The organism is Pseudarthrobacter sp. NIBRBAC000502771, assembly GCF_006517215.1.
Taxonomy (GTDB): domain Bacteria; phylum Actinomycetota; class Actinomycetes; order Actinomycetales; family Micrococcaceae; genus Arthrobacter; species Arthrobacter niigatensis.
In genome coordinates this window covers 1450843-1475316 of record NZ_CP041187.1, presented here as the reverse complement: position 1 = coordinate 1475316, position 24474 = coordinate 1450843, and the positions used below count along the sequence as shown (strand labels likewise).

22 protein-coding genes and 2 riboswitches are annotated in these 24474 nt (G+C 67.2%); of the genes, 8 read left to right on the top strand and 14 right to left on the bottom strand.

Annotation, left to right across the window (positions count from 1 at the left end; genetic code table 11):
• The first annotated feature begins 33 nt into the window (after window positions 1-33).
• Window positions 34-2142 (top strand): aminodeoxychorismate synthase component I, encoded by a 2109-nt coding sequence (gene pabB / locus NIBR502771_RS06900; protein ID WP_141159087.1) that lies wholly within the window; start codon window positions 34-36, stop codon window positions 2140-2142.
• A gap of 26 nt (window positions 2143-2168) precedes the next feature.
• On the opposite strand, the gene cls is transcribed toward pabB, so the two are convergent.
• Complete coding sequence (cls, locus tag NIBR502771_RS06895; RefSeq protein WP_370871431.1) at window positions 2169-3644, bottom strand: cardiolipin synthase; 1476 nt, start codon at window positions 3642-3644, stop codon at window positions 2169-2171.
• A 94-nt stretch (window positions 3645-3738) separates the two neighbouring features.
• Here cls and NIBR502771_RS06890 point away from each other — a divergent pair, with 94 nt between their 5' ends.
• Window positions 3739-4668 carry an aminodeoxychorismate lyase gene (locus NIBR502771_RS06890; RefSeq protein ID WP_141159086.1) on the top strand — a complete coding sequence of 310 codons (930 nt, stop codon included), beginning with the start codon at window positions 3739-3741 and terminating at the stop codon, window positions 4666-4668.
• A 60-nt stretch (window positions 4669-4728) separates the two neighbouring features.
• Window positions 4729-5196 (top strand): pyridoxamine 5'-phosphate oxidase family protein, encoded by a 468-nt coding sequence (locus NIBR502771_RS06885; RefSeq protein ID WP_141159085.1) that lies wholly within the window; start codon window positions 4729-4731, stop codon window positions 5194-5196.
• Window positions 5197-5235: 39 nt separating this feature from the next.
• On the opposite strand, the gene NIBR502771_RS06880 is transcribed toward NIBR502771_RS06885, so the two are convergent.
• Window positions 5236-5940, bottom strand: a complete 705-nt coding sequence (locus NIBR502771_RS06880; protein ID WP_141159084.1) for a TetR/AcrR family transcriptional regulator C-terminal domain-containing protein — start codon at window positions 5938-5940, stop codon at window positions 5236-5238.
• A gap of 225 nt (window positions 5941-6165) precedes the next feature.
• Here NIBR502771_RS06880 and NIBR502771_RS06875 point away from each other — a divergent pair, with 225 nt between their 5' ends.
• Window positions 6166-6420, top strand: coding sequence for a hypothetical protein (locus tag NIBR502771_RS06875; RefSeq protein WP_141159083.1), 255 nt, complete (start codon window positions 6166-6168; stop codon window positions 6418-6420).
• 116 nt (window positions 6421-6536) lie between these two features.
• On the opposite strand, the gene opgC is transcribed toward NIBR502771_RS06875, so the two are convergent.
• Window positions 6537-9005: an OpgC domain-containing protein gene (opgC, locus tag NIBR502771_RS06870; RefSeq protein WP_141159082.1), complete on the bottom strand. Its 2469-nt coding sequence runs from the start codon at window positions 9003-9005 to the stop codon at window positions 6537-6539.
• A 166-nt stretch (window positions 9006-9171) separates the two neighbouring features.
• Window positions 9172-9287: riboswitch (SAM riboswitch) on the top strand.
• A 13-nt stretch (window positions 9288-9300) separates the two neighbouring features.
• Between opgC and NIBR502771_RS06865 the strand changes: the two genes are divergently transcribed.
• The 3 genes from NIBR502771_RS06865 to NIBR502771_RS06855 are packed head-to-tail and all read left to right on the top strand — an operon-like array spanning window position 9301 to window position 11192.
• Window positions 9301-9576 (top strand): DUF1737 domain-containing protein, encoded by a 276-nt coding sequence (locus NIBR502771_RS06865; protein WP_141159081.1) that lies wholly within the window; start codon window positions 9301-9303, stop codon window positions 9574-9576.
• Window positions 9573-9983 carry a rhodanese-like domain-containing protein gene (locus tag NIBR502771_RS06860; RefSeq protein ID WP_141159080.1) on the top strand — a complete coding sequence of 137 codons (411 nt, stop codon included), beginning with the start codon at window positions 9573-9575 and terminating at the stop codon, window positions 9981-9983. The genes NIBR502771_RS06865 and NIBR502771_RS06860 overlap by 4 nt, the downstream gene beginning before the upstream one ends.
• Complete coding sequence (locus NIBR502771_RS06855; RefSeq protein WP_141159079.1) at window positions 9984-11192, top strand: O-succinylhomoserine sulfhydrylase; 1209 nt, start codon at window positions 9984-9986, stop codon at window positions 11190-11192.
• A 128-nt stretch (window positions 11193-11320) separates the two neighbouring features.
• Here the strand turns inward: NIBR502771_RS06855 and NIBR502771_RS06850 are convergent, their stop codons facing one another.
• The 5 genes from NIBR502771_RS06850 to NIBR502771_RS06830 form a co-directional block, all read right to left on the bottom strand.
• Window positions 11321-12547 carry a glutamate--cysteine ligase gene (locus NIBR502771_RS06850; RefSeq protein ID WP_141159078.1) on the bottom strand — a complete coding sequence of 409 codons (1227 nt, stop codon included), beginning with the start codon at window positions 12545-12547 and terminating at the stop codon, window positions 11321-11323.
• Window positions 12548-12614: 67 nt separating this feature from the next.
• Window positions 12615-14138 carry a UDP-N-acetylglucosamine 1-carboxyvinyltransferase gene (locus tag NIBR502771_RS06845; RefSeq protein ID WP_141159077.1) on the bottom strand — a complete coding sequence of 508 codons (1524 nt, stop codon included), beginning with the start codon at window positions 14136-14138 and terminating at the stop codon, window positions 12615-12617.
• A 116-nt stretch (window positions 14139-14254) separates the two neighbouring features.
• The gene (locus NIBR502771_RS06840; RefSeq protein WP_141159076.1) at window positions 14255-15055 is read right to left on the bottom strand and encodes an energy-coupling factor transporter transmembrane protein EcfT; all 801 of its coding nucleotides are present in this window, start codon (window positions 15053-15055) and stop codon (window positions 14255-14257) included.
• Window positions 15052-16596 (bottom strand): ABC transporter ATP-binding protein, encoded by a 1545-nt coding sequence (locus NIBR502771_RS06835; protein ID WP_141159075.1) that lies wholly within the window; start codon window positions 16594-16596, stop codon window positions 15052-15054. Before NIBR502771_RS06835 ends, NIBR502771_RS06840 begins: the two co-directional genes overlap by 4 nt.
• Window positions 16596-17219 (bottom strand): ECF transporter S component, encoded by a 624-nt coding sequence (locus tag NIBR502771_RS06830; protein WP_141159074.1) that lies wholly within the window; start codon window positions 17217-17219, stop codon window positions 16596-16598. The genes NIBR502771_RS06835 and NIBR502771_RS06830 overlap by 1 nt, the downstream gene beginning before the upstream one ends.
• Window positions 17220-17286: 67 nt before the next feature.
• A riboswitch (TPP riboswitch) is annotated at window positions 17287-17427 on the bottom strand.
• A gap of 160 nt (window positions 17428-17587) precedes the next feature.
• Here NIBR502771_RS06830 and NIBR502771_RS06825 point away from each other — a divergent pair.
• Window positions 17588-17851 (top strand): DUF4235 domain-containing protein, encoded by a 264-nt coding sequence (locus tag NIBR502771_RS06825; protein ID WP_141159073.1) that lies wholly within the window; start codon window positions 17588-17590, stop codon window positions 17849-17851.
• Window positions 17852-17866: 15 nt separating this feature from the next.
• Here the strand turns inward: NIBR502771_RS06825 and mnhG are convergent, their stop codons facing one another.
• The 6 genes from mnhG to NIBR502771_RS06795 are packed head-to-tail and all read right to left on the bottom strand — an operon-like array spanning window position 17867 to window position 24367.
• On the bottom strand, window positions 17867-18271 hold the full coding sequence (gene mnhG, locus NIBR502771_RS06820; RefSeq protein WP_141159072.1) for a monovalent cation/H(+) antiporter subunit G: 405 nt from the start codon (window positions 18269-18271) through the stop codon (window positions 17867-17869).
• Window positions 18261-18539, bottom strand: a complete 279-nt coding sequence (locus tag NIBR502771_RS06815; protein ID WP_141159071.1) for a monovalent cation/H+ antiporter complex subunit F — start codon at window positions 18537-18539, stop codon at window positions 18261-18263. The genes mnhG and NIBR502771_RS06815 overlap by 11 nt, the downstream gene beginning before the upstream one ends.
• On the bottom strand, window positions 18536-19081 hold the full coding sequence (locus tag NIBR502771_RS06810) for a Na+/H+ antiporter subunit E (RefSeq protein ID WP_141159070.1): 546 nt from the start codon (window positions 19079-19081) through the stop codon (window positions 18536-18538). Before NIBR502771_RS06810 ends, NIBR502771_RS06815 begins: the two co-directional genes overlap by 4 nt.
• Entirely contained in the window at window positions 19078-20685 is a 1608-nt protein-coding gene (locus NIBR502771_RS06805; protein ID WP_141159069.1) for a Na+/H+ antiporter subunit D, read from the bottom strand. The genes NIBR502771_RS06810 and NIBR502771_RS06805 overlap by 4 nt, the downstream gene beginning before the upstream one ends.
• Window positions 20682-21284 carry a Na(+)/H(+) antiporter subunit C gene (locus NIBR502771_RS06800; protein WP_141159068.1) on the bottom strand — a complete coding sequence of 201 codons (603 nt, stop codon included), beginning with the start codon at window positions 21282-21284 and terminating at the stop codon, window positions 20682-20684. The genes NIBR502771_RS06805 and NIBR502771_RS06800 overlap by 4 nt, the downstream gene beginning before the upstream one ends.
• The gene (locus NIBR502771_RS06795; RefSeq protein ID WP_141159067.1) at window positions 21281-24367 is read right to left on the bottom strand and encodes a Na+/H+ antiporter subunit A; all 3087 of its coding nucleotides are present in this window, start codon (window positions 24365-24367) and stop codon (window positions 21281-21283) included. The genes NIBR502771_RS06800 and NIBR502771_RS06795 overlap by 4 nt, the downstream gene beginning before the upstream one ends.
• Window positions 24368-24474 lie beyond the last annotated feature (107 nt).

Genomic DNA, 24474 nt, shown 5'->3' with positions numbered 1-24474 from the left:
AAGCGGGCAACGGAAAACGGTACGCTCTAGTCCATGAGCCCAGCCCCCGTCATCATCGCCGTGGACGGGCGTTCCGGCGCAGGGAAGACCACCCTTGCCGTCGAACTTGCTGCACGGCTCCGCGCCCACCACAAGGTTTCACTGTTCCACCTGGAAGACATCTACCCGGGGTGGGACGGACTGGCTGCCGGCGTGGAACGCTATGTCTCCACGGTGCTCATCCCCTTGAGCCGTGGCGAGGCGGCCACCTGGACCAGCTGGGACTGGGAGAACCATTACGACGGCGAAGCCCGGGTCACACTGCCCGCCGAGATTGTCATCGTGGAGGGAGTGGGTGCCGCCGCTGAGGCTGCCCGGCCCATGCTGGACGCCGTCGTTTGGGCCGAGTCTCCGGACGACGTCCGGCGCACCCGGGCGCTGGACCGCGACGGCGCCACCTACGAGCCCTACTGGGACCAGTGGGCCGCCCAGGAGGAAGAGTGGCTGGGCCTGGACGACGTCCCCGGGAACGCGGACCTCCGGGTGCAGAACCTCGCTGACGGATCGGCCCCCACGGACCTGCTGCATCTCCTCCCCTGCCTGCCGGCGCTGGCGCCCGTGCTGGCCCCCGAACTGTCCGCACGCCGCGGCCTCCGGCTCCACGCTGAGCGCCTCGACGCCCTCCCGGACGCGCCGGCCCTGTTCCAGTCGCTGTACGGAACTTCGCCCAATGCAGTGTGGCTGGATTCCTCCAACGCCGGCGCCGCCGCGGCTGCCGCCGGGCAGGAAGAGGGCACGGAGCCGGAGGCCCACACGGCCGCCGAGCGCAGCCGGTTCAGCATCATGGCGGACGACGCCGGCACGTTCGGACAGTTCGTGACGCACCGTGCCGGGATAAGCCTGGTCAGCACCGGTTCCGCAACTGCCAAGGTGCCGGGCCCCTTCTTCCGCTGGCTGGATACCGTCTGGGGGCGCCGTGCCGTCCGCACGCCCGATGGGTATCCCGGTGAGTTCACGCTGGGCTGGCTAGGTTGCCTGGGCTACGAGCTGAAGCGCGAAACCGGCGGCAGCGACCTCTCCGCCCCCACTCCTGACGCTGCCCTGATCTTTGCCGGCCGGGCCGTCGTGCTTGACCATGCCGGGGGCGCGGCCTGGCTCCTCGCGCTGGAGGCCTCGGACGCCGGGGAGTGGCTGGCCCGGGCCAGGGCGGCAGTGGAAGCCGCCGGCAGCGGCGCCCCGGCGGCCATTCTTGGCCCGGCACCGGAAACCGGCGGCAGCACCGACGTCGTGCTTGCCGCGCCGCCTGCTTTCCGGAGCCGGGACACGGGTGCGGAGTACCGGGAGAAAATTACGGCAGCCCAGCACCAGATCGCCCAGGGCAACACCTATGAGGTCTGCCTGACCACGACGCTCGAAGCCAGTGTCCCGGAACACTCACTGGATCCGTGGACCACCTATCTGGCGCTGCGCCGCCGGAACCCGGCGCCGTTCGCCAGCTATCTCCGCCTTGGGAACCTCGCCGTTGCCAGCACCTCGCCTGAGCGGTTCCTGAAGATCGCGTCCGACGGCGGCATGCGCGCCGAGCCGATCAAGGGCACACGCCGCCGGGCTGCCGACCCGCAGGAGGACCAGCTGCTGCGCGAGGACCTGGCCGCATCACTGAAGGACCGGGCCGAGAACATCATGATCGTGGACCTGCTGCGCAACGACCTCAGCCATTTTGCCGAGCCCGGCTCCGTTACCGTGAGCAGGCTCTGCGCGATCGAGAGCTACGCCACGGTCCACCAGATGGTCAGCACCATCGACGCCCGCCTCCTCCCGGGCGCGCCCCGGGCCGAGGCCGTGGCTGCATGCTTCCCGGCCGGCTCCATGACCGGAGCCCCCAAGATCAGCACGATGGCCATCCTGGACGGGCTGGAGGCCGGGCCCCGTGGGCTCTACTCGGGGGCCATCGGCTACTTCTCGCTCAATGCCGCAGCCGACCTCGCCGTCGCCATCAGGACACTGGTGGTCAGCGCGGAAGGTGACGGAACCGCTGAACTGTCGCTCGGCGTCGGCGGTGCCATCACCTCGGACTCCGTGCCCGACGACGAATACGAGGAAATCCGGACCAAGGCCTACGGGGTCCTGTCTACCCTCGGCTCCGTCTTTCCCGGAGACTGACTCCGGTTTAGGAATACGCGGCCGTCTTACTGCACCGTGGCCGTCAGCCGGGCCACGTTGTCCACGTACCGGGCGGCGAGCGGCCGGCTGATCCAGTCCGCGAGCTTGAGCTCGTGCGAGATGTCCCGGTAGGTGTCTTCCACCGCCCGCATCTTGTTCACGATGTCCTCGCCCAGGAGCATCACGGAAACCTCCAGGTTCAGCGAGAAGGACCGCATGTCCATGTTGCTGGAGCCCAGGACGGCCACCTCGTCGTCAATGGTGAAGTGCTTGGCGTGCAGCACGAACGGGGCCTTGTACAGGTAGATCCGCACACCGGCTTCGAGGAGTGCCTCGTAATAGGACCGCTGGGCGTGGTGGACCAGGAACTGGTCGCCCTTCTCCGAGACGAACAGTTCCACGTCAACGCCCCGCTGGGCGGCGGTGGTGATGGCGTAGAGCAGGGAATCGTCCGGCACGAAGTACGGGCTGCAGATGGAGATGCGGTGCTGGGCGGAGTAGATCAGGGTGTTGAAGAGCCGCAGGTTGTTTTCCGTGATGAACCCGGGGCCGCTGGGCACCACCTGGGCTGTGACGTTCCCGGGCTCCGGGTTCGGTGCGAGCTGCAGCTGGTGTTCCAGCGACTCGTCGGTCTCGCTCAGCCAGTCGGTGGCGAAGACGACGTTCAGGGTGGTCACGATGGGTCCGCGCAGGCGTGCCATCAGTTCCACCCATTCGCGGCCTGCCTTGCGGTGCCGCGGGTTGTTGTAGGAGGGCTCGATCAGGTTCTGCGAACCCGTGAAGGCGATCTCGCCGTCGATGACCATGATCTTGCGGTGGTTCCGCAGGTCAGGGCGACGCCACTGTCCGTGGATGGGCAGCAGCGGCAGCATCCGCTTCCACTGGATCTTGCCTGCGCGGAGGCGCTTGAGCAGCTTCCGGTACCCCTTGATGCGGAGGGTTCCGATGTGGTCGAACAGGAGCCGCACCTCCACGCCCCGCTCCGCAGCCTCCTCCATGGCGGTCAGCAGGTCATTGGTGACATGGTCCGAACTCATGATGTAGAACTCGGCGTTGACGAACTTCTTCGCCTTCCGCACCGCCTGGGTCATTTCCAGGATGGAGTCGGGGTAGCCGGGGATGAGGTCCACGGAGTTGCCGTCCACCATGGGCAGGGAACCGAGGGTGCGGTTGAGTTCAGCCGCGGACTTCACCCATTCCGGGCCGGGGTAGTCGCTTTCCGCGTCCGAGAGCGCGGAGATGCCTGCCTGCACGCGTTCATTTACCAGTTGCTGCTGTGCCCGCCTGCGGCTGGACAACCGGAAGTTGCCAAAGAGCAGGAACAGGACGATGCCCAGGAATGGAATGAAGAAGATGCCCAGCAGCCAGGCCATGGCGGTGGTGGGGCGCCGGTTGCCGGGGATGATACCCAGCGCCAGCACCCTGATCACCAGGTCGGCGAAACCCAGGAGCACCACCACCCACGTCGGAGCGGTGCCGGCAAGTGAAAAAGGCCACAACACGTCTTAAACCCCCGGGGAGATCGGGCCCCGGAGGACGGCTTCCGGCCGGTGCACTCTGCCCAGCTTATCCGCGGTACCGCACTAAGCTGGTGCCATGACCTCTCCAGCCCCCGTGGTTCTTGCCTTCCTCGATCCCGCTTACCCTGATGGCCGGGTGGCCGATGCCTCCAAGCCGCAACTCCTGGTCACCGACCTGGGGGTCACGCGGGGCGACGGCGTCTTCGAAACCATGCTGGCCGTGGGCGGAACAGTACGGAAGATGCAGGCCCACCTTGACCGTCTTGCCGGCTCCGCGGCGGCGTTGGACCTGGAAATCCCGGACCAGCAGGCCTGGCGGCGCGTCATTGCGGCGGCGGTGGCCCGGCACCGGCTGGAGAACCCGCCCGCAGACCCGGCTGCTGATGAGCTGGTGGTCAAACTGGTGGTCACCCGGGGCGTGGAAGGCGCGCCCACCCCCACAGCCTGGGTGCAGGCCACCCCGGCCGGGGCAGCCGGGCGCCGGCAGCGTGAAACGGGCATCGACGTCATCCTCCTTGACCGTGGCTATGACAGCGACGTGGCCGACCGGGCGCCCTGGCTGCTCCTCGGCGCCAAAACGCTTTCCTACGCCGTCAACATGGCGGCCCTGCGCCACGCCCACAAACAGGGCGCCGACGACGTCATCTTCTTCTCCTCCGATGGCCGTGTGCTGGAAGGCCCCACCTCAACGGTGCTGCTCGCCCATGTGGAAAAGTCCGACGACGGCACCACGGTGAAGCGCCTCATCACCCCGCAGCTGGACAGCGGCATCCTGGCCGGGACCTCCCAGGGCGCCCTTTTCGCCGCCGCCAAGGCCGCCGGCTGGGAACTGGGCTACGGTCCGCTGGAACCCCGGGACCTCATGGACGCTGACGCGGTCTGGCTGATTTCGAGCGTCCGCCTGCTTGCCCCCGTGAACAGGATCGATGGCAAGGAGATCGGCACCCCGGCCCTCCAGAAGGAACTGACCGCGGAGTTGGGTGAGCTTTTCGCCGGCATCCAGTAGCGGCGCAACAAGCGGCGCAATCCCTTTTCCCGCTCCCGCAACACCCGTAAGGTGTGGACCATGGACTCGCGAAACCTGCCGAAGATTGAAAACCTGTCCTTCGACGACTGCTGGGAACTCCTCGACAACGACACGGTGGGCAGGTTGGCCATTGTGGTAGACGAACATCCCGAGATCTTCCCCGTGAACTACGCTGTCCACCTGCGCAGCATCGTCTTCCGCACCGCGCCCGGTTCAAAGCTGTGGGGCGCCCGGATGGAACGTCCGGCGGCCCTGGAAATCGACGGCTACGACCCTGCCTCGGAACAGGCGTGGAGCGTGGTGGTGCGCGGCGAAACGGAGATCATCGAGGACCAGGGCGTGAAAGATGCCGTGGACGGGCTGGGCCTGGAACCTTGGCAGCCGGGCGAAAAGGCCAACTACGTCCGGCTTAACGCCAAAGCCCTGACGGGGCGCCGGTTCCGCGTCAACAAGCCGGACATCTGGAACACCCGCCTGCAGGACCGTCGTCGGGCGTCCTTCGAATAGGCCACGCCCGGTAATACCGCCTCCACAAGGCCCGGAGCGTCAGGCGGCGGGGCCGGCCGCCTGGCGCGACAGCTGGGCTTCCAGCCCGGACAGCAGGATGCCAAGTCCCTGGTCAAGCTCCGCCTCGCCGTCGTACTCAGACAGGGCCGGAGCCAGTGCACGGAGCTTGGGGAACTCCTTCGCGGGCAGCCGGTGGAGCCCCAGCCGCAGCAGCACCTCGTTCTCTTCAGGGTCCACCACGTACTCCTGCAGTTCGTTCAGGATGTGTCCGTAGAGGAAGCCGTAGTAGGCGCGGTAGACGTGGAGTGCATCGGCCGCACCGAATCCTGCAGCGCCGAGAAGGGACAGGATCTGTTCCAAGGGACGCAGCGTGCCCAGCGGCCTAAGGCCGAGGGGCGTGGACAGGGGCCGGGTGACCAGCAGCGGCACAACATTGGGGTGCTGGAGGGCAAGCGTTCGCAGGCCATGGGCAATCCCGCGCAGCTGGGCCTTCCAGTCGGGGTCCTCCGGATGGATGCGGAGCTGGTTGAGCACCAACTCCGTAACTCCATCCAACAAAGCTGCACGGTTCTGGGCATAGCGGTAAAGGCTCATCGGGTCCCGGCCAAGCTCCTGCCCAAGGCGGCGCATGGTCAGCGCGTCCAGGCCCTCGGCGTCCACCAGCTCCAGCGCTTTGGCCAGTACCAGGTCCCTGCTCAGCCTCGGCTTGGTGGCCGCCGTTCCCGAAGTATTGGCTGAAGTCATTATTTGATCCTTACTGGGGGCAACCGGCTGATTTATTCAATACGGTTGCCTCAGTTGTAGTCTACGAGTAAAGTCTACAGCGTAGACATGCCTCAAGATCGCTGATATTCCCAAGTTCTCCTGATGGGATCGAACCTACAGACCCACCGCCCCCGTGCAGGGCATCGAGGGTTTTGCTGCTGTAGCCGAACGGCGGCACCGCGCACCGAGCGAAGGGACGCCGTCATGGCCAATTCGCAGTTTGATCTTTTCCTCCACGAAGCCACCTACGCCGACCAGGCCTCCGAATCAAGCCTCGACCGTGACCGCCTCTTTGGCCTGTACACCAGCTGGTGCTTTGTCAACGAGCAGCCGGCCGGCACCGAGTCCAGCTTCTGGGCTGCCATGAAACACCGGGTCTCCGCCCGCCGGAACGGACTGCGCATGAAGGGGCCTGCCGCGGCGGACTACATCATGACCAGTTACCCGCGGCTGGTCTAAGCCCCAACGGGTCGTCGGACGGGGCGCCGGGTAACCGGTGCCCCACCACCAGATGCTGTGGCACTTGACGAATGTGCCACAGCATTTTTCATGCCCCGGGACGTCCCCGCTGCCGCCTAGGTGGGAATAATCCGGAAGAGGAACCTGGTCCGGACCATCACCCACAGAAGGCCCAGCACCACGGCGTAGGCGACGGTGTTGAGGAAGATGCTCTGCTGCTGCAGCGCCGGGATGTTGGCCACGACGGCGATCAGCACCACGTGCATGATGAATACGTAGAGCGTGGCGCGGCCCAGCGGGATCAGGAACCAGCCCAGGGCCCGCTGCACGGGTTTCCAGTAGGCGCTAAGGAAGGCGTAGGCGGCCACCACCAAGACCAGGACGTTGAGCAGGCGGCCGGGCGCCACGTAGGTCCGGCCGAACAGCGCGTCATACATGGCCCGGTAGGCGGCGTCCGGCATGAGCGCCAGCCGGACGTCATAGTTGTTGGCCAGGTACGGGTTGCCCCAGGACAGGAAGGCCAGCGCGAACGCCGCTGCGGTGCAGGCTGCCACCACCCAGGTGTGCGCCGACAGCCAGGCGACTATGCTGCGGCGGTGGTAGCCGACAACCAGGCCGAGGACAAAGAGTACCTGCCATACCAGCAGGGGGAACGAATCCTCGAACTGCGATGGCAGGAGCCTGAACCTGGTTACGGCCCCGACCGCATACACGGCCAGGGATGCCAGCAACACCCAGATGGCCTTGCCGCGGTTGAGTGCCGCCAGGATCAGGGGGCTGGCCAGCAGGAGTACCACGTAAAGGCCCATGACGTTGAACTGCCAGGGCCCGAACTGCAGCAGCACGATGGCCGGAAGCACCTGCGGCGGCACGGGGAACTGGAACAGCGACGACATGCCCGCGTACAGGTCGTAGGTCCGGCCCGCGCCGCTGTGCCCGGCGCCGCCGGTTCCCTGGTCCACGAACGTGGTCAGGGCCTCGGTGTGGAAGAACGGGAGCAGCGACAGCAGGAAGACGCCGACCAGCACGGCCAGGGCAGTGACATAGAGCTTCCCGGCACGGCGGGACGTCAGGTCCACCACCCGGCCGAAATCCTCCTTCGCTTTGGGGCCGTACACCATGCCCACCACCAGGCCGGAGAACAGGACAAACAACTCAGCGCCTGATACGAAGCCCACCGCCTCCTGGGTGAGCAGCTGGAACAGCGAGGCCATGCCCAGGTGGTTGACCACCACGAAGACAATGGCCATTCCGCGCAGCAGGTCCACCCGCGAATCCCTGGCAGAAGGATCCTGGTAACTCCAGGCCGTGGCAGCGTTGATCCGGCGCGGAACCTGCCACAGGGCCACCAGGAGGATGACCATGGCGGCAGCAACGGTCCACGGGGCGGCGCCCGTAAGTGTGTTGGCGCGGACATACGTGCCTGCGGACGCCACATCCGTGACAGGCCCGGTGACCATGGGCGATGCCTTCAGCCGGTCCAGGGCAGTTTTGGCGATGTCCGGGCTTCCCGTGAGCAGCCAGCTGATGCTTGCTACGCCGGTGTCCCGCGTGCTGGTCCGTTCGTCCCACACCACGGCGGCCGTTCCGGCGAAATGCGGAGAGGTGGCAGTTGCCACCACCTGGTCCCACCAGCGCGTTTTGATGTCCGCCTCGGGCGCCCCGCCGGATGCAGGGCTGTAGAAGGCCGAGGTCTGGAGCAGGAAGGGCTTTTTGTGTCCTTCGGCGTAGGTGCCGTAGAAGTTTTCGTTGCCGGAGGCCGTCAGCATGTCTTCGAGTTCGCCGGCGTGCGGCAGGGAGTTGACGGCGGCCGCGCCGGCAGTGTCGTCATGGTAGGCGGCCAACCCCACCCAGTCCACCGCGTCGTCGCCCGGGTAATACGGGGCATAGGCGCTGTCGCTCCCGTTCCAGGTTCCGTCCCCATTTGTATCCAGGAGGGAAAACCCGTCGCTTCCCGGCTGTGGCGCATTCCTGTTCCGGTCGAAGGGGTAGTCCTTCCCCAGGTAGGGCGCCCACACCATGGTGGCCCGGCCGCCGTCGTCCTTCCTGAAGGCTGCCGACACCGCTTGGAAAGCCTGCCGGTACGCAGCCGGCTGCTGGCCCCAGGCCACCCAGCTGGCGTTCATGTCGGGGGCAAAGCGGACCAGCAGTTGGCCCTTGAATCCCGCGGTCAGGTCGCGCACCTGCGCTGCGAACGCTTCCGCCTCCGCGGCGCCGAGCTGGTCCAGCGGCACGGACGGCTTGACCGTGAGCATGGCGTGGGCGCCCTTCGCTGCGGTCTGCTGCAGGAAGCCCCCTATGTCATTCCGCTCGGATTCGCGGTAGGGCATGGTGATGTCATGGCCGTAGAGCGCCGGGGTTGCGCCCAGCCGGTCGCTGAAGCCAGCGGCGGTATCCTCACCCCATTCGAGGACCGCCCCCAGCCAGGGTTTGCCCTTGTCCGGCGCGGGGCCGGCCGCCTGCGCCGGGGCTGCCGGGGCCACCACTGCCAGGAGGGCGATGAGAACCGCGGCCAGGAAGGACGCGGCGGAACGCGGACGGTTACGCCGGATGGCGGCGCGGTGGTGCGATACGTGTGCCCGCATGCTGACAAGGACCCCCGGTACTCATTGCTCTGGATACGGGGCGGCGCCCCCGGTATGAACCTTATCGGTCCGCAGCAGGCTACGTGCCGCATGGCGGGCAGCTCAATGACGGAACATGACGACGTCGGCGATGCGGCTTGGCGCGGCAGGTGTTACGTTTTTGGGGAGTAATGAGTACCGGCGCCAAGCCCTGACTTGCCGGTCGGCAACCCTCCCTTTCGCGGCGGGGTGCCTCAGGTGAATACTCGGCATATCGACCGATTCGAGCTGCAAGCGTGAGAGAAGGAGATCCGTCGTGTCCGACGCACCCGCCCTTGACGAAAGACTGTCCTACCGCCTGATAACCGGCGCGGACACCCGTGAATTCTGCGAGCGGATCTCCGCCGCACTCGCCGACGGCTACGTGCTGCACGGCAGCCCGGCAGCCACTTTCAACGGCACCAGCGTCATCGTGGCGCAGGCAATCGTCCTTCCGGCCGCGATCGCCTCAGCCGATGCCGCCGTCGCCACAGCGGTGGACCAGCTCGACGCCGGCCTTGAAGGCGATTTCGACGGCGAGGGCCACGCATGAGCTACGCCGGAGACCTGACGCCCCAGGAAGCATGGGCCAAGCTGGAGAAGGGCGCCATCCTGGTGGACGTCCGCACCGAGGGCGAATGGGCCCACATCGGCATCCCGGACACCAAGGCCACGGACAACGATCCCCTGTTCATCCAGTGGACCTTCCCCGGCGGCATCCCCAATCCCGACTTCGTCAAGGACCTCCAGGCGCAGGCGCCGGAGGATCCCCAGGCGGAACTGCTCTTCCTCTGCCGCTCCGGCCAGCGGTCCATCGCGGCTGCAACGGCCGCCACCCAGGCCGGTTTTAAGGCCTACAACGTGCTGGAGGGCTTCGAAGGCGAGCCGGACCGCTACGGCGAACGTACCGTCAACGGCTGGAAGAACCGCGGCCTCCCCACCAACCTCGGAAAGAACTAAGTGACCTTCAACCCAGACGCCCCCGGCTGGAACCCCGATACGCAGGCAGTCCGCGGCGGCCTGGACCGCTCCAACTTCCAGGAAACGTCCGAGGCCATCTTCCTGAACTCCGGGTTCGTCTACGAATCCGCTGCTGCAGCTGAACGCGCGTTCACCGGCGAGGACGAGCGCTTTGTCTACTCCCGCTACGGCAACCCGTCCGTTGCCACCTTCCAGGAACGGCTCAGGCTGCTGGAAGGCACCGAAGCCTGCTTTGCGACGGCGTCGGGCATGTCTGCCGTGTTCACCGCGCTGGGTGCCCTGCTGGCTGCCGGCGACCGCGTGGTGGCTGCCCGTTCGCTGTTCGGTTCGTGCTTTGTGATCCTGAACGAGATCCTCCCGCGCTGGGGTGTGGAAACGGTCTTCGTGGACGGTCCGGACCTGGACCAGTGGCGCGAAGCCCTGTCCAAGCCCACCACCGCCGTCTTCTTCGAGTCCCCGTCCAACCCCATGCAGGAAATCGTCGACATCGCCGCCGTCAGTGAGCTGGCGCATGCGGCCGGCGCCACCGTGGTGGCTGACAACGTCTTTGCCACTCCCCTGCTGCAGCGCTGCGGGGACCTCGGCGCCGACGTCATCGTCTACTCGGGTACCAAGCACATCGATGGGCAGGGCAGGGTGATGGGCGGTGCCATCCTGGGCACCAAGGAATTCATCGACGGACCCGTCAAGCAGCTGATGCGCCATACCGGCCCCGCACTGTCCGCCTTCAACGCCTGGGTCCTGACCAAGGGCCTGGAAACCATGGGCCTGCGCGTCAACCACTCGTCCGCCACCGCGCTGCGGCTGGCTGAATGGCTGGAGGAACAGCCGGCGGTGGGCTGGGTGAAGTATCCGCTCCTGAAGTCGCACCCGCAGTACGGGCTGGCCGCTAAGCAGATGAGTGCCGGCGGAACGGTCCTGACCTTCGAACTGGCCCCGACCGGCGGGCGTTCCGGCAAGGAAGCGGCATTCGCCCTCCTGGACGGGCTGCGGATCATCGATATTTCCAACAACCTCGGTGATGCCAAGTCCCTGATCACGCACCCGGCCACCACCACCCACCGCGCCATGGGCCCGGAGGGGCGGGCCGCCATTGGGCTCAGCGACGGCGTGGTGCGGCTCTCGGTAGGGCTCGAGGACCCGGAGGACCTCCTCCGTGACCTCGAGCAGGCGCTGAAGCAGATCTAGCCTTTTCGACGCGCCTCCCCGTTTTCGACGCGCGGATTCCCTGGCGCGCACGGAATGTGGCGTGCGCAAAGGAGTGTGCGCGTCGAAAAGGAATATGCATGCCGCGGACCGGCAACCCAAGCGGCAGGTCAGGCCTGCCGCACGCGCAGCAGCTCGGGCGTGTCCGCCATGTCTGACAGGTCCAGCGTGTCGCGCATCGTCAGGTGGACGGCCTGCCGCACCACGGCACCGAACCCCATGTCCTCAGGCGGCTGCCCCGCCAGGGCCTTGTCGCGGGCACGGCGCTGTTCAGCGGCCCCGGTTCCGCGGGAAATGATGTCCTCCACCCCCTGCCTGGCCAGGGCCAGCTCCCCCTGTTCGGCCAGGACGGGGGCAAGGTAGTCCACCAGGGAACGGACCACGTCCGCGGCCGGTGCGGGCCTGAAGTTGCCGAAGTCCAGGAGTTCGCCGCTCAGCCCGGCGCTGCTGGCCTGCCAGGACGCCATCCGCAGCAGGACTGTGGGTACGGGCGCGGGATCCACGTCCTCGCGCCATTCCCGGCCCGCGGATTCCACCAATGCCCGTACCAGCACCGCGATGAGGGCTGCGTCCCCGGCACGGAGGCACACGTCCGCCACCCGCACTTCCACCGTCGGATGGTTCCGGGAGAGACGGGCGTCGAAATACAGCATGCCCTCATCGAGCATGACGCCGCTGTCCAGCAGCCGGGTCACCACGCGGCGGTACGCGGGATACGTCCCGTAAATACCTGCCGGGCCCGCAGTGGGCCAGCGGTTCCAGGCCTGGGTCCGGTAGCTTTCGAAACCGGTGGGGACGCCATTCCAAAATGGCGAGTTGGCGCTCAGTGCCGTGAGCACCGCCAGCTTGTCGCGGATCCGGTCCAGGACCGCCACGCCTTCCTCCGGCGATTCAATGAAGGTGTGGACGTGGAAACCGCAGGTCAGCTGCTCCTGGGCGGTGAGGCCAAAGCGTTCCAGCATCCTGGCATAGCGCGGGTCCGGCGTGGTGTGGCTGGGCGAGGCCACGGGAGAGGTGGCGAGCGCCGCAACCCGGGCCCCGTGCTTTTGGGCAGCCTGGTCCGCCAGCGCCCGGCCGGCCCGGATCTGTTCCAGCAGGCTTCCGTAGTCGGTACACGGCCGGGTCTGTGTCTCGATCTGCTCAAGCTTGAGCTCGGCACTCAAGCCCATCTCGTCGTCGTAATCCGCCTGGTTGCCGGCATGGCGGCTTTCCAGCTCCACCGGCGCATCATCGGCTGCCACGCGCCGGCCAGCGAGGAGGGCATCGGCCAGGGCAAGCGGCTCCCCGGACTCCGGATCAACAATCAGGAGTTCTTCCTCGACGCCGAATGTACGCATACGAATATTCTGCCGCGCCCGCCGGGCATTCACAGGGGCGCCTCCCTTCATGACGAAGGATGAATGCCTAGTCCTGGAAGTACTCCACCTTGGCGCCGATGGTGTTCAGCCGCTCCGCCAGGTCCTCGTAGCCCCGCTCGATCACATAGATGTTCCGCAGCTCGGACACGCCCCGCGCGGCCAGCATGGCCAGCAGCAGGCAGGCGGCCGGGCGGAGTGCCGGCGGGCAGCCCACCTCGGCGGCGCGCCACTTCGTGGGGCCGTTGACGTAGATCCGGTGCGGGTCCAGCAGCTGTACCTGTGCGCCGAGCCGGTTCAGCTCCGTCAGGTAGATGGCCCGGTTCTCGTAAACCCAGTCGTGGATCATGGTCTGGCCATGGGCGTTAGCTGCAATGACGGCGAAGAAGGGCAGGTTGTCGATGTTCAGCCCGGGGAACGGCATGGGGTGGATCTTGTCCTCGGGGGCACGCAGCTCGGAGGGCTTGGTGGTGACGTCCACCAGCCGGGTGCGGCCGTTGCGGGCCATGTATTCGCCGGAAATTTCGAGCTTCTGGCCCATCTGGCCCAGCGTGGCCAGTTCGATTTCCATGAACTCGATGGGGACCCGGCGGACCGTGACCTCGGAGTTGGTGACGATGCCCGCCGTAATCAGGCTCATGGCCTCGATGGGGTCCTCGGACGGGAAATACTCGATATCGGCGTCGATCACGGGCCTGCCGGTGATCCGCAGGGTGGTGGTTCCCACGCCCTCGATGGCCACCCCGAGCATCTGCAGGTAAAAGCAGAGGTCCTGCACCATGTAGTTGGGGCTGGCGTTGCGGATCACGGTTGTTCCGGGCCGGTGGGCCGCCGCCATGATCGCATTCTCGGTAACGGTGTCCCCCCGTTCGGTGAGGACGAAAGAGCGGTCCCGGCTATCCGCGGGCGGTGCCTGCACGGTGTAGAACCCTGCCGTGGCCTCCACTGACAGGTCGAACTCGCGCAGTGCCTGCATGTGGGGCTCCACGGTCCGGGTGCCCAGGTCGCAGCCGCCGGCGTAGGGCAGCCGGTACTCCCGGGACTCATCCAGCAGGGGGCCCAGCAGCATGATGACGCTGCGGGTGCGGCGTGCCGCGTCCACGTCCATGGCGTCCAGGTCCAGGACGGCGGGGCGGCGCAGGCGGAGGTCCGTGTCATTGAGCCAGGTGCACTCGACGCCGATGCTGGTCAGCACCTCGACGATGCGGTTGACTTCCTCGATCCGGGCCAGGCGGCGCAGCACGGTGGTGCCGCGGTTGATCAGGCTGGCGCACAGCAGTGCCACGCCGGCGTTCTTGCTGCTATTGACGTCCACGGCGCCGGACAGGGTGCGGCCGCCCTCCACCCGCAGGTGCGTCATCCGCGGCTTGGCCACGTTCACGATGCTGCGGTCAAAGATGTTTTCCAGCCGCTGGATCATTTTCAGGCTCAGGTTCTGCTTGCCCTGTTCCATCCGCGCCACGGCACTTTGGCTGGTGCCGAGTTCGGCGGCCAGCTGGCCCTGGGTCCACCCTTTCTCGCCCCGGGCGTCCCTCAGCATGGCGGCAACGTGTTCAGCGGTTCTCTGGGTCATACCGCGAATATATCATAAATGAGTTATCCCTCCCCTTTCGAGGAGCAGGTGAAGGCCACCATCCCCAGGCTACCCATCCGATGCGATAGGAACGCGTACAGAGCTTCCAGCGGGAGTCAGCTGCCCAGCCAGACCATGTTCCACGTGCCGGCAGAGACGGCCGCCGCCAGGGCCAGTCCGGCCACCAGCACACCGCCGGCAACCACCCAGGAGTCCAGCGGGCTGAAGGTGGATTCCCTGGCCCACGTCCGCCGGCCCCCGCCGAACCCACGCGCTTCCATGGTCACGGCGAGCCTCGACGCCCGCCTGATGGCCTGGACCAGCAGTCCGAAGCTCTGGCCCAGCGTCGCCTTCACCCGCTGGACGAGGCTGCCGCGGGCGCCCACGCCCCGGGCACGGCGGGCCATCCCGATGGTCTGCCACTCCTCTGCCATGAGCCCCACCAGGCGCATCGCGGCGAGGGTGCCCAGGACGAACCGGTGCGGCAGGCGGGCCTTTTGCGCCAGTGCATCCGCCAGGTCCGTGGGGTCGGTGCAGCTCATCAGGAGCACCGCGGGCAGGGCGATCGCAAAGCCGCGCAGGAGGAAGCCGATGCCCAACTGGAGGGAACCTTCGCTCATGCTCCAGATGCCGACGTCGAGCAGGATCCTGCCGCTGTCCGGCGCCAGGATGGCGGTACTCCAGCCTCCGATGGCTGCGGCGAGGATCAGCGGCCATCCGCGCTGCCACAGCAGGGACACGGTGAGCCCGGCAAGGGGGAACAGCATCAGTTCGAAGGCGAGGGCCACTGAGGCGGAAACCCAGTCGATGGACAAGGCCAGGACCGCCGTGATGAGCAGGACCGCCGCGAACTTGCTGAGCGGGTTGGCGCGGGCCAGGAGTGCATGGTTGCCGCTCAAGGTGAGTTCCTGCCTCATGGTGCCACCGCCTCCGCGGCAGCCATCCGCAGTTCCGTCCCGCCCAGGGCCGAGGTGAACTCCGCGTCATGGGTCACGGAAACCACCGCCGTACCCGCATCCAGAAGCTCGGACAGGAATGATGCGAGTTCGGCCCAGGTATTGGCATCCTGCCCGAACGTGGGCTCGTCCAGGATCAGCACCTGGGGGCTGGCGGCAAGGACGGTGGCCACGGAGAGGCGCCGCTTTTCCCCGCCGGAGAGCGTGTAGGGGTTGGCGTCCACCAGCTGGGTGAGCCGCAGGCGCTCCAGCAGTTCGTCCACCCTGTCCGCGCCGTGCCCCAGGTGCCGCGGGCCGAACTGCAGTTCGTCCAGTACCTTCCCGGTGACGAACTGGTGTTCCGGCTCCTGGAACACCGTGCCCACCCGCGAGATCAGCTGCTGGGCCTTCCACTTGTAGGGGTCGATGCCGGCGCCGCGGCTGAGGTCCAGCGTGGCTGAAACTTTCCCCGCCACGGGCTCCAGCAGGCCGGCCAGGGTCAGGGCGAAGGTTGACTTGCCGGCACCGTTGGGACCGGTGATGGCAAGGGCCTGCCCGGCGCGGACCTGTGCAGCCACGTCCTCCTGGACCGGCGCCGGCGGAATCTTCCGAAAGCCCTGCCGGCGGGCGCGTCCGCGGGACACGGCAAGCTGCTCAGCGGCCAACAACAGGTTCCCCGTTCCCGGGGCGGGGACCGCAGCGCGGGGTCGGGTCGCGGGCACATACCCGGGCACCCACACGCCGGCAGCGGCCAGCATGGTCCTCGCCTCACTGAGCACACGGTCCGGCGGGCCGTCCAGGAGCACGGCGGGATCCGAGGCCGAGCCCGGCTGCAGGACAATGATCCGGTCCACCAGGTCCTTCCAGACGGAAACCCGGTGCTCCACCACCACAAGGGTGGCCCCGGTCTTGTCCAGGCAGCGGGCCACGGCGTCGCGGACCTCCAGGACGCCGTCCGGGTCGAGGTTGGCGGTGGGTTCGTCCAGCAGGATCAGGCCGGGACGCATCGCCAGGATGCCCGCCAGCGCCAGGCGCTGCTTTTGCCCGCCGGACAGGGCCGACGTCGGGTGGTCCAGCGGGAGGTGGGAGAGTCCGACGTCGGCAAGCGCCGCGTGCACCCGGGGCCAGATCGCGTCGCGGGGCACCGCGAGGTTTTCGGCGCCGAAGGCGACGTCGTCCCCCACCCGGGAAAGGACCACCTGCGTTTCGGGGTCCTGCTGCATCAGGCCGGCGCGGCCGCGCTGGGCGCGGGGCGCGGCTCCGTCCACCCGGAGCGAACCGGACTCGTCGGCGTCGCCTGATTCGCCGTCGTCGTCGATGTCTCCCAGGACGCCGGCCAGCGCGTGAAGCAGCGTGGACTTCCCTGCGCCGGAGGGGCCGAGCAGGAGCACCCGCTCCCCGGGGGCGATGTCCAGGTCAAGGCCGTGGACGGCGGGTTTGGCTCTGCCGGCATGCCGCCAGCCCCAGCCACGGGCGGTGACGGCGGCGGGGCGGACCGCGCCGGAGTCCTGGGAGGGTGCCATCAGGAGAAGACGGGCTCCGTTGCGGCCTTGCGGGACGCGAAGGAGCTCAGCACCCCGGTGCGTGCCAGGCCGCGGGTGGCAACCCAGGCCAGGGCACCCGCAAGGATGGCCCCGGAAATGGTGGTGAGGACAATGTAGGCCAGCTTGTCGGCGCCGGAGTAGGCGATGTTCCAGCCCCACGGTGCAAACGAATCGTTCAGGCCGCAGAAGAATCCGGCCGCGGCGCCTGCCAGCAGGGACACGGGCAGGTTGAACTTGCGGTAGACGAAGATTGCGAAGATGATTTCCGCGCCCAGGCCCTGGATGAAACCGGAGAACAGGACCGAGGCGCCGTACTGGGAACCCATCAGCAGTTCGCCGGTGGCGGCGACGGTCTCGCAGAACAGGGCCGCCCCGGGCTTGCGGATGATCAGCATTCCCAGCACGCCGGGAATCATCCAGCCCCCGGCGAGCAGGCCGGTCAGGGGTGGGTAGGCTGCGTTCATGGGGGCCGACAGGGCGGCGGCACCCTGGTCCCATGCCCAGAAAATAACGCCGCCCGCGATGGCCACCAGCGCGGCGACGACGATGTCCACGACGCGCCAGGACTTGCTGGTGGTCTTCTTGATTGCTGCAGTACTCATGTGATCCTCCTGGGAAACAGGAGGGGAAAGTGGACCCGGCCGGCGGCCTGTGGCCGTGGAACCGCGACACTTTGAGAACTCGACTCCCTTGCGCCGGTACTAACCGGATCAGGTTCGAGGGTCTGCGGCTGTCCGCACTCTCAGCGCCCACCTGCGGTGCCCGGCTAATGCCAGGTTGTCCGACGGCGGCGCTCCCCTGTCGTTTTTAGTGTTGCTTTTGGTGTGGGTAACGCTTGTTGTTGTGCCCGGTTGGGCGTGGTCAAGTTTACACCTGGCCGGGCTGGATTGCGGGCTGCCGGCGCCAATCACCCGGATATGACCGGCTAGGCTGGGAGCAGTCCGTTTTCCGCCCGCAAGGAGTACCTGGAATGAACCTTCTCATCAAACTGCTCGGGACAGGCGTGAGCCTCGGCGCAGGCCTCGCCGGTACCAAACTGGTCAATGCCATCTGGGAAAAGACCACCGGACAGAAGCCGCCCACCGGCAAACACGAGGACGTACCCACCAGCCTGCGTTCGGCGCTGACCTTTGCGCTGATCTCGGCGTCGGTCAGTGCCATCATCCAGGTCCTGGCCAACCGCGGCACCCAGCGCGCCATCACCCGCTTCGCGAAGACCCAGGACATCGTCTAGCGTCGTGCCCCAGCGTTACCGGCCGTCGTCGGGGCTGTCCTTCCGGGCAGTCTCGGCGGCGGCTTTTTGCACCACGGCTTCCAGTTCATCGGTGGTGAGCAGTTCCCGGTGCAGGTGCTTGGTGCGGTAGCCGGCACGGCCCACCATGTGGGCGGACACGGGCACCGTGAGGAGTTGGAAGATCCACGCCACCACCAGAACCGGCCACACCCACCACGTCCGCAGCTGCAGCCCGATGGCCGCCAGCAGCAGGAAGAGCCCCAGCACCTGCGGCTTCGTGGCGGCGTGCATGCGGCTCAGGAGGTCCGGGAACCGCAGCAGGCCTATCGCGGCGCCCAGGGACATGAGGGCACCCACCACCATGAACACGGCGGAGACGAGGTCGATCCAGGCGTCGGGCCCGGAGAAGTCAGGATTCATTGGGCTTGACCCTCCTGTCTGCCACGAACCGGGCTACGGTCACGGAACCGATGAACCCGATGATGGAGATGGCCACCACCAGCATCAGGTTGTTCAGGTGCCGGTTCACCGCCATATCGATGCACAGCGCCCCGGCAAGGATTGCGAGCAGCACGTCGGCAGCCAGCACCCGGTCCAGCAGCGACGGGCCACGGGCGATCCGGATGATGGCACCGGCGGCCGCCAGCGAGAAAATGACGGCTGTGACAGCCAGGACAACGGGCATCATGCGCCGGCCTCCATACGGACCTCTTCAAGTTCATCCGCGGTGCCCATGATGCGGATCAGGCCCGCTTCAATGGAGCGGACCTCGTTCCGCAGGCCTTCCACGTCCTTCTTGGAGGTGATGTTGAGTGCGTGCAGGTACAGCGTGGACGTGGAACGGTCCACGTCCACCACCAGGGAACCCGGGATCAGGGAAATCACGTGTCCCGTGGCAGTGACGATCAGGTCCTGGTGGCTGCGCAGTTTCACCGCGACCACGGCATTGGTCACCTTGGGGCCGCGGACAGCTGCCAGATACAGGACCTGTGCGCTGGCCACCACCACCTTGCCCACGAAGGCCAGCGCAAACGGCACGGCGTGGAGAATATTGAACCGGCCGCTGAGCTCCACCGGCGGGAGGTAGAAGAGCCGGGCCACGCCCACGGCCAGCAGGGTCCCGAAGAGGAGGTTGCCGGGGCTGAAATCCTGCCACAGGGCGCCCCACACAATCACCAGCCAGACCAGGAGCGGAAGTTCCTGGCGCAGCGAAATGCGTTTACGGCTCATCGTCCTCCTCCCGCCGCGGTGGTGCCGGGAACGGCGATGCCCTCGCCCAGCACCGCCTGGATGTACGGCGTCCGGTCAAGCATGTCCCGGGCTGCCCGGTCCGAAAGTGCGAACAATGGTCCGGCGAAGACGGTCAGGGCAACACCGAGCACCACCAGGGCGGCCGTGGAGCCCACCATGGTGCGCGGCAGGAGGGTCACCGTGTTGTTCACCTTGGCTCCCGGCCCGGAGACCCTCGCAGCGGGAGTGGCAAGGAGCACGGGGTCGGGGTGCTCGGCGTCCTCCGGCTTCCGCCAGAACGCACGGTTCCACACCCGGGCGATGGCCAGAAGCGTCAGGAGGCTGGTCACCACGCCGCCGATCACCAGCGCGTAGGCCAGCGGCGTGCCCAGCTCCACGCCGGCTTGCAGCAGGCCAACCTTGCCGAGGAATCCGGAGAACGGCGGGATGCCGGCCAGGTTCATCCCGGGGATGAAGAACAACAGCGCCAGCATGGGTGAGAGCTTGGCGAGTCCGCCCAGCCGGTCCACGGACGAGCTGCCGCCGCGCCGTTCGATGAGGCCGGTGACCAGGAAGAGGCTGGTCTGGATGGTGATGTGGTGCGCCACGTAGAAGACCGCCGCCGCCAGCCCAACAGCCGAGGACATGGCCAGCCCGAACACCATGTAGCCGATGTGGCTGACCAGGGTGAACGAGAGGAGGCGCTTGATGTCGCTTTGGGCCAGGGCACCGAGGATGCCCACGAGCATGGTCAGCAGCGCCACCACCATCAGCGGCGTGTTCAACGTATCGCCGGGGAAGAGCAGTGTCTCGGTGCGGACCATCGCGTAGACACCCACCTTGGTCAGCAGGCCCGCGAACACGGCCGTGACCGGTGCCGGAGCGGTCGGGTAGGAGTCGGGAAGCCAGAAGGACAAGGGGAAGACGGCGGCCTTGATGCCGAAGGCCACCAGGAGCATCACGTGCAGCAGGGTTTTGGTGCCCTGGTCCAGTTCGCCCAGCTTGATGGCAAGGTCCGCCATGTTCACGGTCCCGGTGGCCCCGTAGACCATGGCGATGGCAATCAGGAACAACACCGAGGACACGACGGACACCACCACATAGGTGACGCCGGCGCGGATCCGCGGCCCGGTGCCGCCCAGGGTCATCAGCACGTAGCTTGCAGTCAGCAGGATCTCGAAGCCGACATACAGGTTGAAGAGGTCCCCGGACAGGAACGCGTTGGACACCCCGGCCACCAGGATCAGGTAGGTGGGGTGGAAGATGGACACCGGCGCGTCGCGGTCGCCGTCGGCCATGCCCTGGCCTGTGGCGTATACCAGCACCGCAAGGCTGACGGCGGAGGACACCACCAGCATCAGGGAGGAGAACTGGTCCACCACCATGACGATGCCAAACGGCGGGATCCAGCCACCGATGGTCACCGCGGCGGTGCCACCGTTCCAAGCGGACGCCAGCAGGAGGCATTCAAGTGCCAGCGTCAGTGACAGCAGGCCAATGCTCACCGCCCGCTGGGCCCGGGAGTGCCGGATCAGCAGGAAGGTCAGGGCGGCGCCCAGGATGGGAAGTACGACGGCGAGCGGGGCAAAGCTTGCGATGTTCACTTTCCGCCTCCTTCCGGGCTGTGGTCAACGTTGAGGGAGCCTGGCTTTTCCTCCGCGGCAGCATGTTCGGCGGGCATTTCCCGGCCGCCTGCCACCAGCGTGGCCACCCGGTCCGCGTCCCGGTCCGTGTCCCGGCCGGAAGCACCGCGGTCCGAAACATCCTTGCCGTCGGAACCGAGCATGGTGAGCGGGAACTCTGATGTTTCCGCGGGGACTTCGGCGTCATCCTCGGCATCAAAGCTGGGGGTCACGGCCACCCGGAGGTCCTCGGCGTCGTCCTGGATGTCGTCCTGGCGGGCCAGCACCCAGGTGCGGTAGATGATGCCCAGCATGAAGGCGGTGACCGCGAAGGAAATCACGATCGAGGTCAGGATCAGTGCCTGCGGCAGCGGATCGTTGTAGTCCCGGGCGGGCGTGTCCTTGCTGAAGAGCGGCGCCAGTCCCGCGTATCCCCCGGTGGCCAGGATCAGCAGGTTGGTGGCGTTGGCCAGCAGCATCAGCCCCAGCAGCACCCTCGTGAGGCTGCGTTCCAGGATCAGGTAGATGCCGCAGGCGTACAGGGCTCCCATGACAATCAGCAGGGTCAGGTTGACGCTCATGCGTGTCCCCTTGCGGTGGTCTCGGCAGGAATCCCGTCCGGTTCCTGTTCCAGCTCCCCGGTGCCCTGCCCGTCCCCGGCAACGCCAGGCTCCTGGCCAGCTTCCTGGGACCGTTCCGGCTCCTGTGCGCCGGGCCCGGACTGTTCCTCCAAGTGCTCATCGATCTCGGCCCCCAGGCTGCGCAGCACATCAAGCACCAGGCCCACCACCACGACGTATACGCCGATATCGAAGATGGTGGAGGTGACGAACTTGATGTCCCCGAACACGGGCAGCCAGACCTGGATGATGGCGGACTGGAACACCTGCCCGCCCAGCAGCAGCGGCGCCATGCCCGAGGCGGCTGCGAGTGCCAGGCCGATGCCCAGGAGCGCCCCCGGGCTCAAGGGCGCAGCCTCCCGAAGCTCGAAGCGGCCGCCTGCCAGGTAGCGGATGGTCAGGGCGAGGCCGGCAGTAAGGCCACCGGCGAATCCGCCGCCGGGCAGGTTGTGCCCCGCCAGCAGCAGGTAGAGCGAAAAGATGATCATGGAGTGGAAGATCAGCCGCGTGACCACCTCGAAGATGATGGAGCGGCGTTCCGGGGCCAGGGTCCGGCCGGCCACAATCCAGGCGTCCCGGGTGGAGGCCGCAAACCTCCGGCTGATGGCCAGGGCTGCAGCGTCGCGGGAGCCGGGGTCCACCCCGGGATGCCTGCCCACCGTGCCCGCCGCAACGCTCGCGGATGCCTGGAGCCGGTCGCCGCGGCCGCGCACGAAGATCAGGCTTGCCACGCCGGTGGCGGCCAGTGCCAGGACGCTGATCTCGCCGAACGTGTCCCAGGCGCGGATGTCCACCAGGGTCACGTTGACCACGTTCAGGCCGCCACCACCTTCGTAGGCGAGCTGCGGGAACTGCAGTGACACCGGGATGGCCGTCCTGGCACCCATGGCGAAAATGGCCGCGAATACCATGGTGACGCCGAAGCCGGCACCGATGATGACGCGAAGTACGCGGTATTTTCCGCCGGTGCGGTCGCGCAGTTCGGGAGGCAGCCTGCGCATGGCCAGGACGAAGGCCACCAGGATGATGGTTTCCACCAGCATCTGGGTCAGGGCCAAGTCCGGGGCACCCTGCAGGGCGAACACCAGCGCGATGCCGTAGCCGGTTACGGAGACCATCAGCACCGCAAGGAAACGCTTGTTGGCCTTGACGGCCGCCAAGGCGCCGATGACGATGCCCGCGCCGGCCACCAGCTGCAGTGGCGAATTCGGGTCCACCAGGTAGACGTTCGGCGGGAGTGCGTTGCCGCCCAGGAGTATGGCCACCAGTGGCAGGACGAATGCCACGCTCAGGATCACTGCGAGGTAGAAGTACAGGGAACCGCGCTGGGTCCGGCCGGTGATCCAGACGGCAGCGTCGTCCAGCGCTCCGATGGTCAGCTGGTAGGCGCGGTCGCCGTCCACCCAGGCCGGGACCAGGGACTGGGCGCGGGCCACCGCGGTGCGGCCGAAGTACATGGCTGCGCCGAGCACGAAGGTGATGGCCGTCAGCCCAAGCGCCGGGGTGAACCCGTGCCACAGCGCAAGGTGGCCTGCCTGCGCTGCGGGCGTGCCGGCGTCGGACGCTGTGGATGCGAACAGCGCGGCGTACGGCTGGATCCAGGCGTCCACCGGAACCGGCCAGAGCCCGTAGGCGATGGTCAGGAGGCTGAGGACGGCGGGCGCCGCCAGGAAGGAAGGCCTGATGGCCTTGAACGGTGTGGGGTCCACCCCGGGTTTGACCGCGAACGCACCCCACATGAAGCGGGCACTGTAGGCGAAGGTCAGGATGGAGCCCACCACCAGCCCCACCAGGACCACCATGCCCCACGGACCGGAATGCGGGTCCGTGGCGTGGTGGACGAAGGCTTCCAGCACCGATTCCTTGGCTACGAACCCTGCCAGCAATGGCACACCGGCCATGGACGCGGCGCCGATGCCGGCAACGATGCCGAGGGCGCGGGAGGAGCGGAAGACGCCTGACAGTTTCCGGACGTCGCGGGTCCCGGACTGGTGGTCGATGATGCCCACCACCAGGAACAGCGTGGCTTTGAACAGGCCGTGTGCCAGCAGCATGGCCAGGCCGGCCAGCGCGGCATCGGGCGTTCCCAGGCCTACCACCATAGTGAGGAAGCCCAGTTGGCTGACGGTGCCGTAGGCCAGGATCAGCTTGATGTCGGACTGGCGCAGGGCCCGGTAGCCGCCCACCAGCATGGTGGCCAGCCCCAGCCCCATGACCACGGGCTGCCAGTAGGCAGTCTCCGCGAAGCCCGGGGCAAGCCGTGCCACCAGGTAGATGCCTGCCTTGACCATCGCCGCAGCGTGCAGGTAGGCGCTGACCGGGGTGGGCGCGGCCATGGCGCCAGGCAGCCAGAAGTGGAACGGGACCAGCGCCGACTTGGTGATGGCACCTACCAGGATGAGTACGACGGCGGCGCTCACCATGGCCCCGGACGTCCCGTCGGCCAGCGCGGGGGCCTGCTCCAGGATGCCGGAGATACGGTAGGTGCCGGCGGCCGTGCCCAGCATGATCAGGCCTACCAGCATGGCCAGGCCGCCGGCGGTGGTGACCATCAGCGCCTGGAGGGCGGAGCGCCGGGCGGCAAGCCGGGTCCGCGCGAAGCCGATCAGCAGGTAGGACAGGATGGTGGTCAGTTCCCAGAAAATGAACAGCAGCAGGAGGTCATCCGCTGTGACCAGGCCGAACATGGCGCCTGCGAACGCCAGCAGTTGGGCACCGAAGCCACCGAGGTCCTGGTCCGTCCGCTTGAAGTACCGCGCACAGTAGACCAGCACCAGGGAGCCGACGCCGAGCACCAGGAGGGACATGACCCACGCCAGCGCGTCCATCCGGAAGGCAAGTTCCAGATGGAGGCCGGGGATCCACTCGAAGGACTCGGTGATGGCGCCCGGGCCTGAGTAAATGGGGTTGTGCTGGAACATCAGCCAGCCGAAGGAAACCGCCGGGACGGCCGCCAGTGCATAGAAAGCGTTGCGGCCCCAGAGCCGGAAGAGGAAGGGCGCGAGGACAGCCACCGAAAACTGCACGGCAAGGACTGTGATCACTGTATTCTCCGCAACGTCAGGGATTCGATTGTCAAAAGTTGGAGCAGGCGGCAAAAAGTAAGGTCCGGGAGGGCCCAGTTTATCAAGGCCGGTCCGGCGTCTTCCCC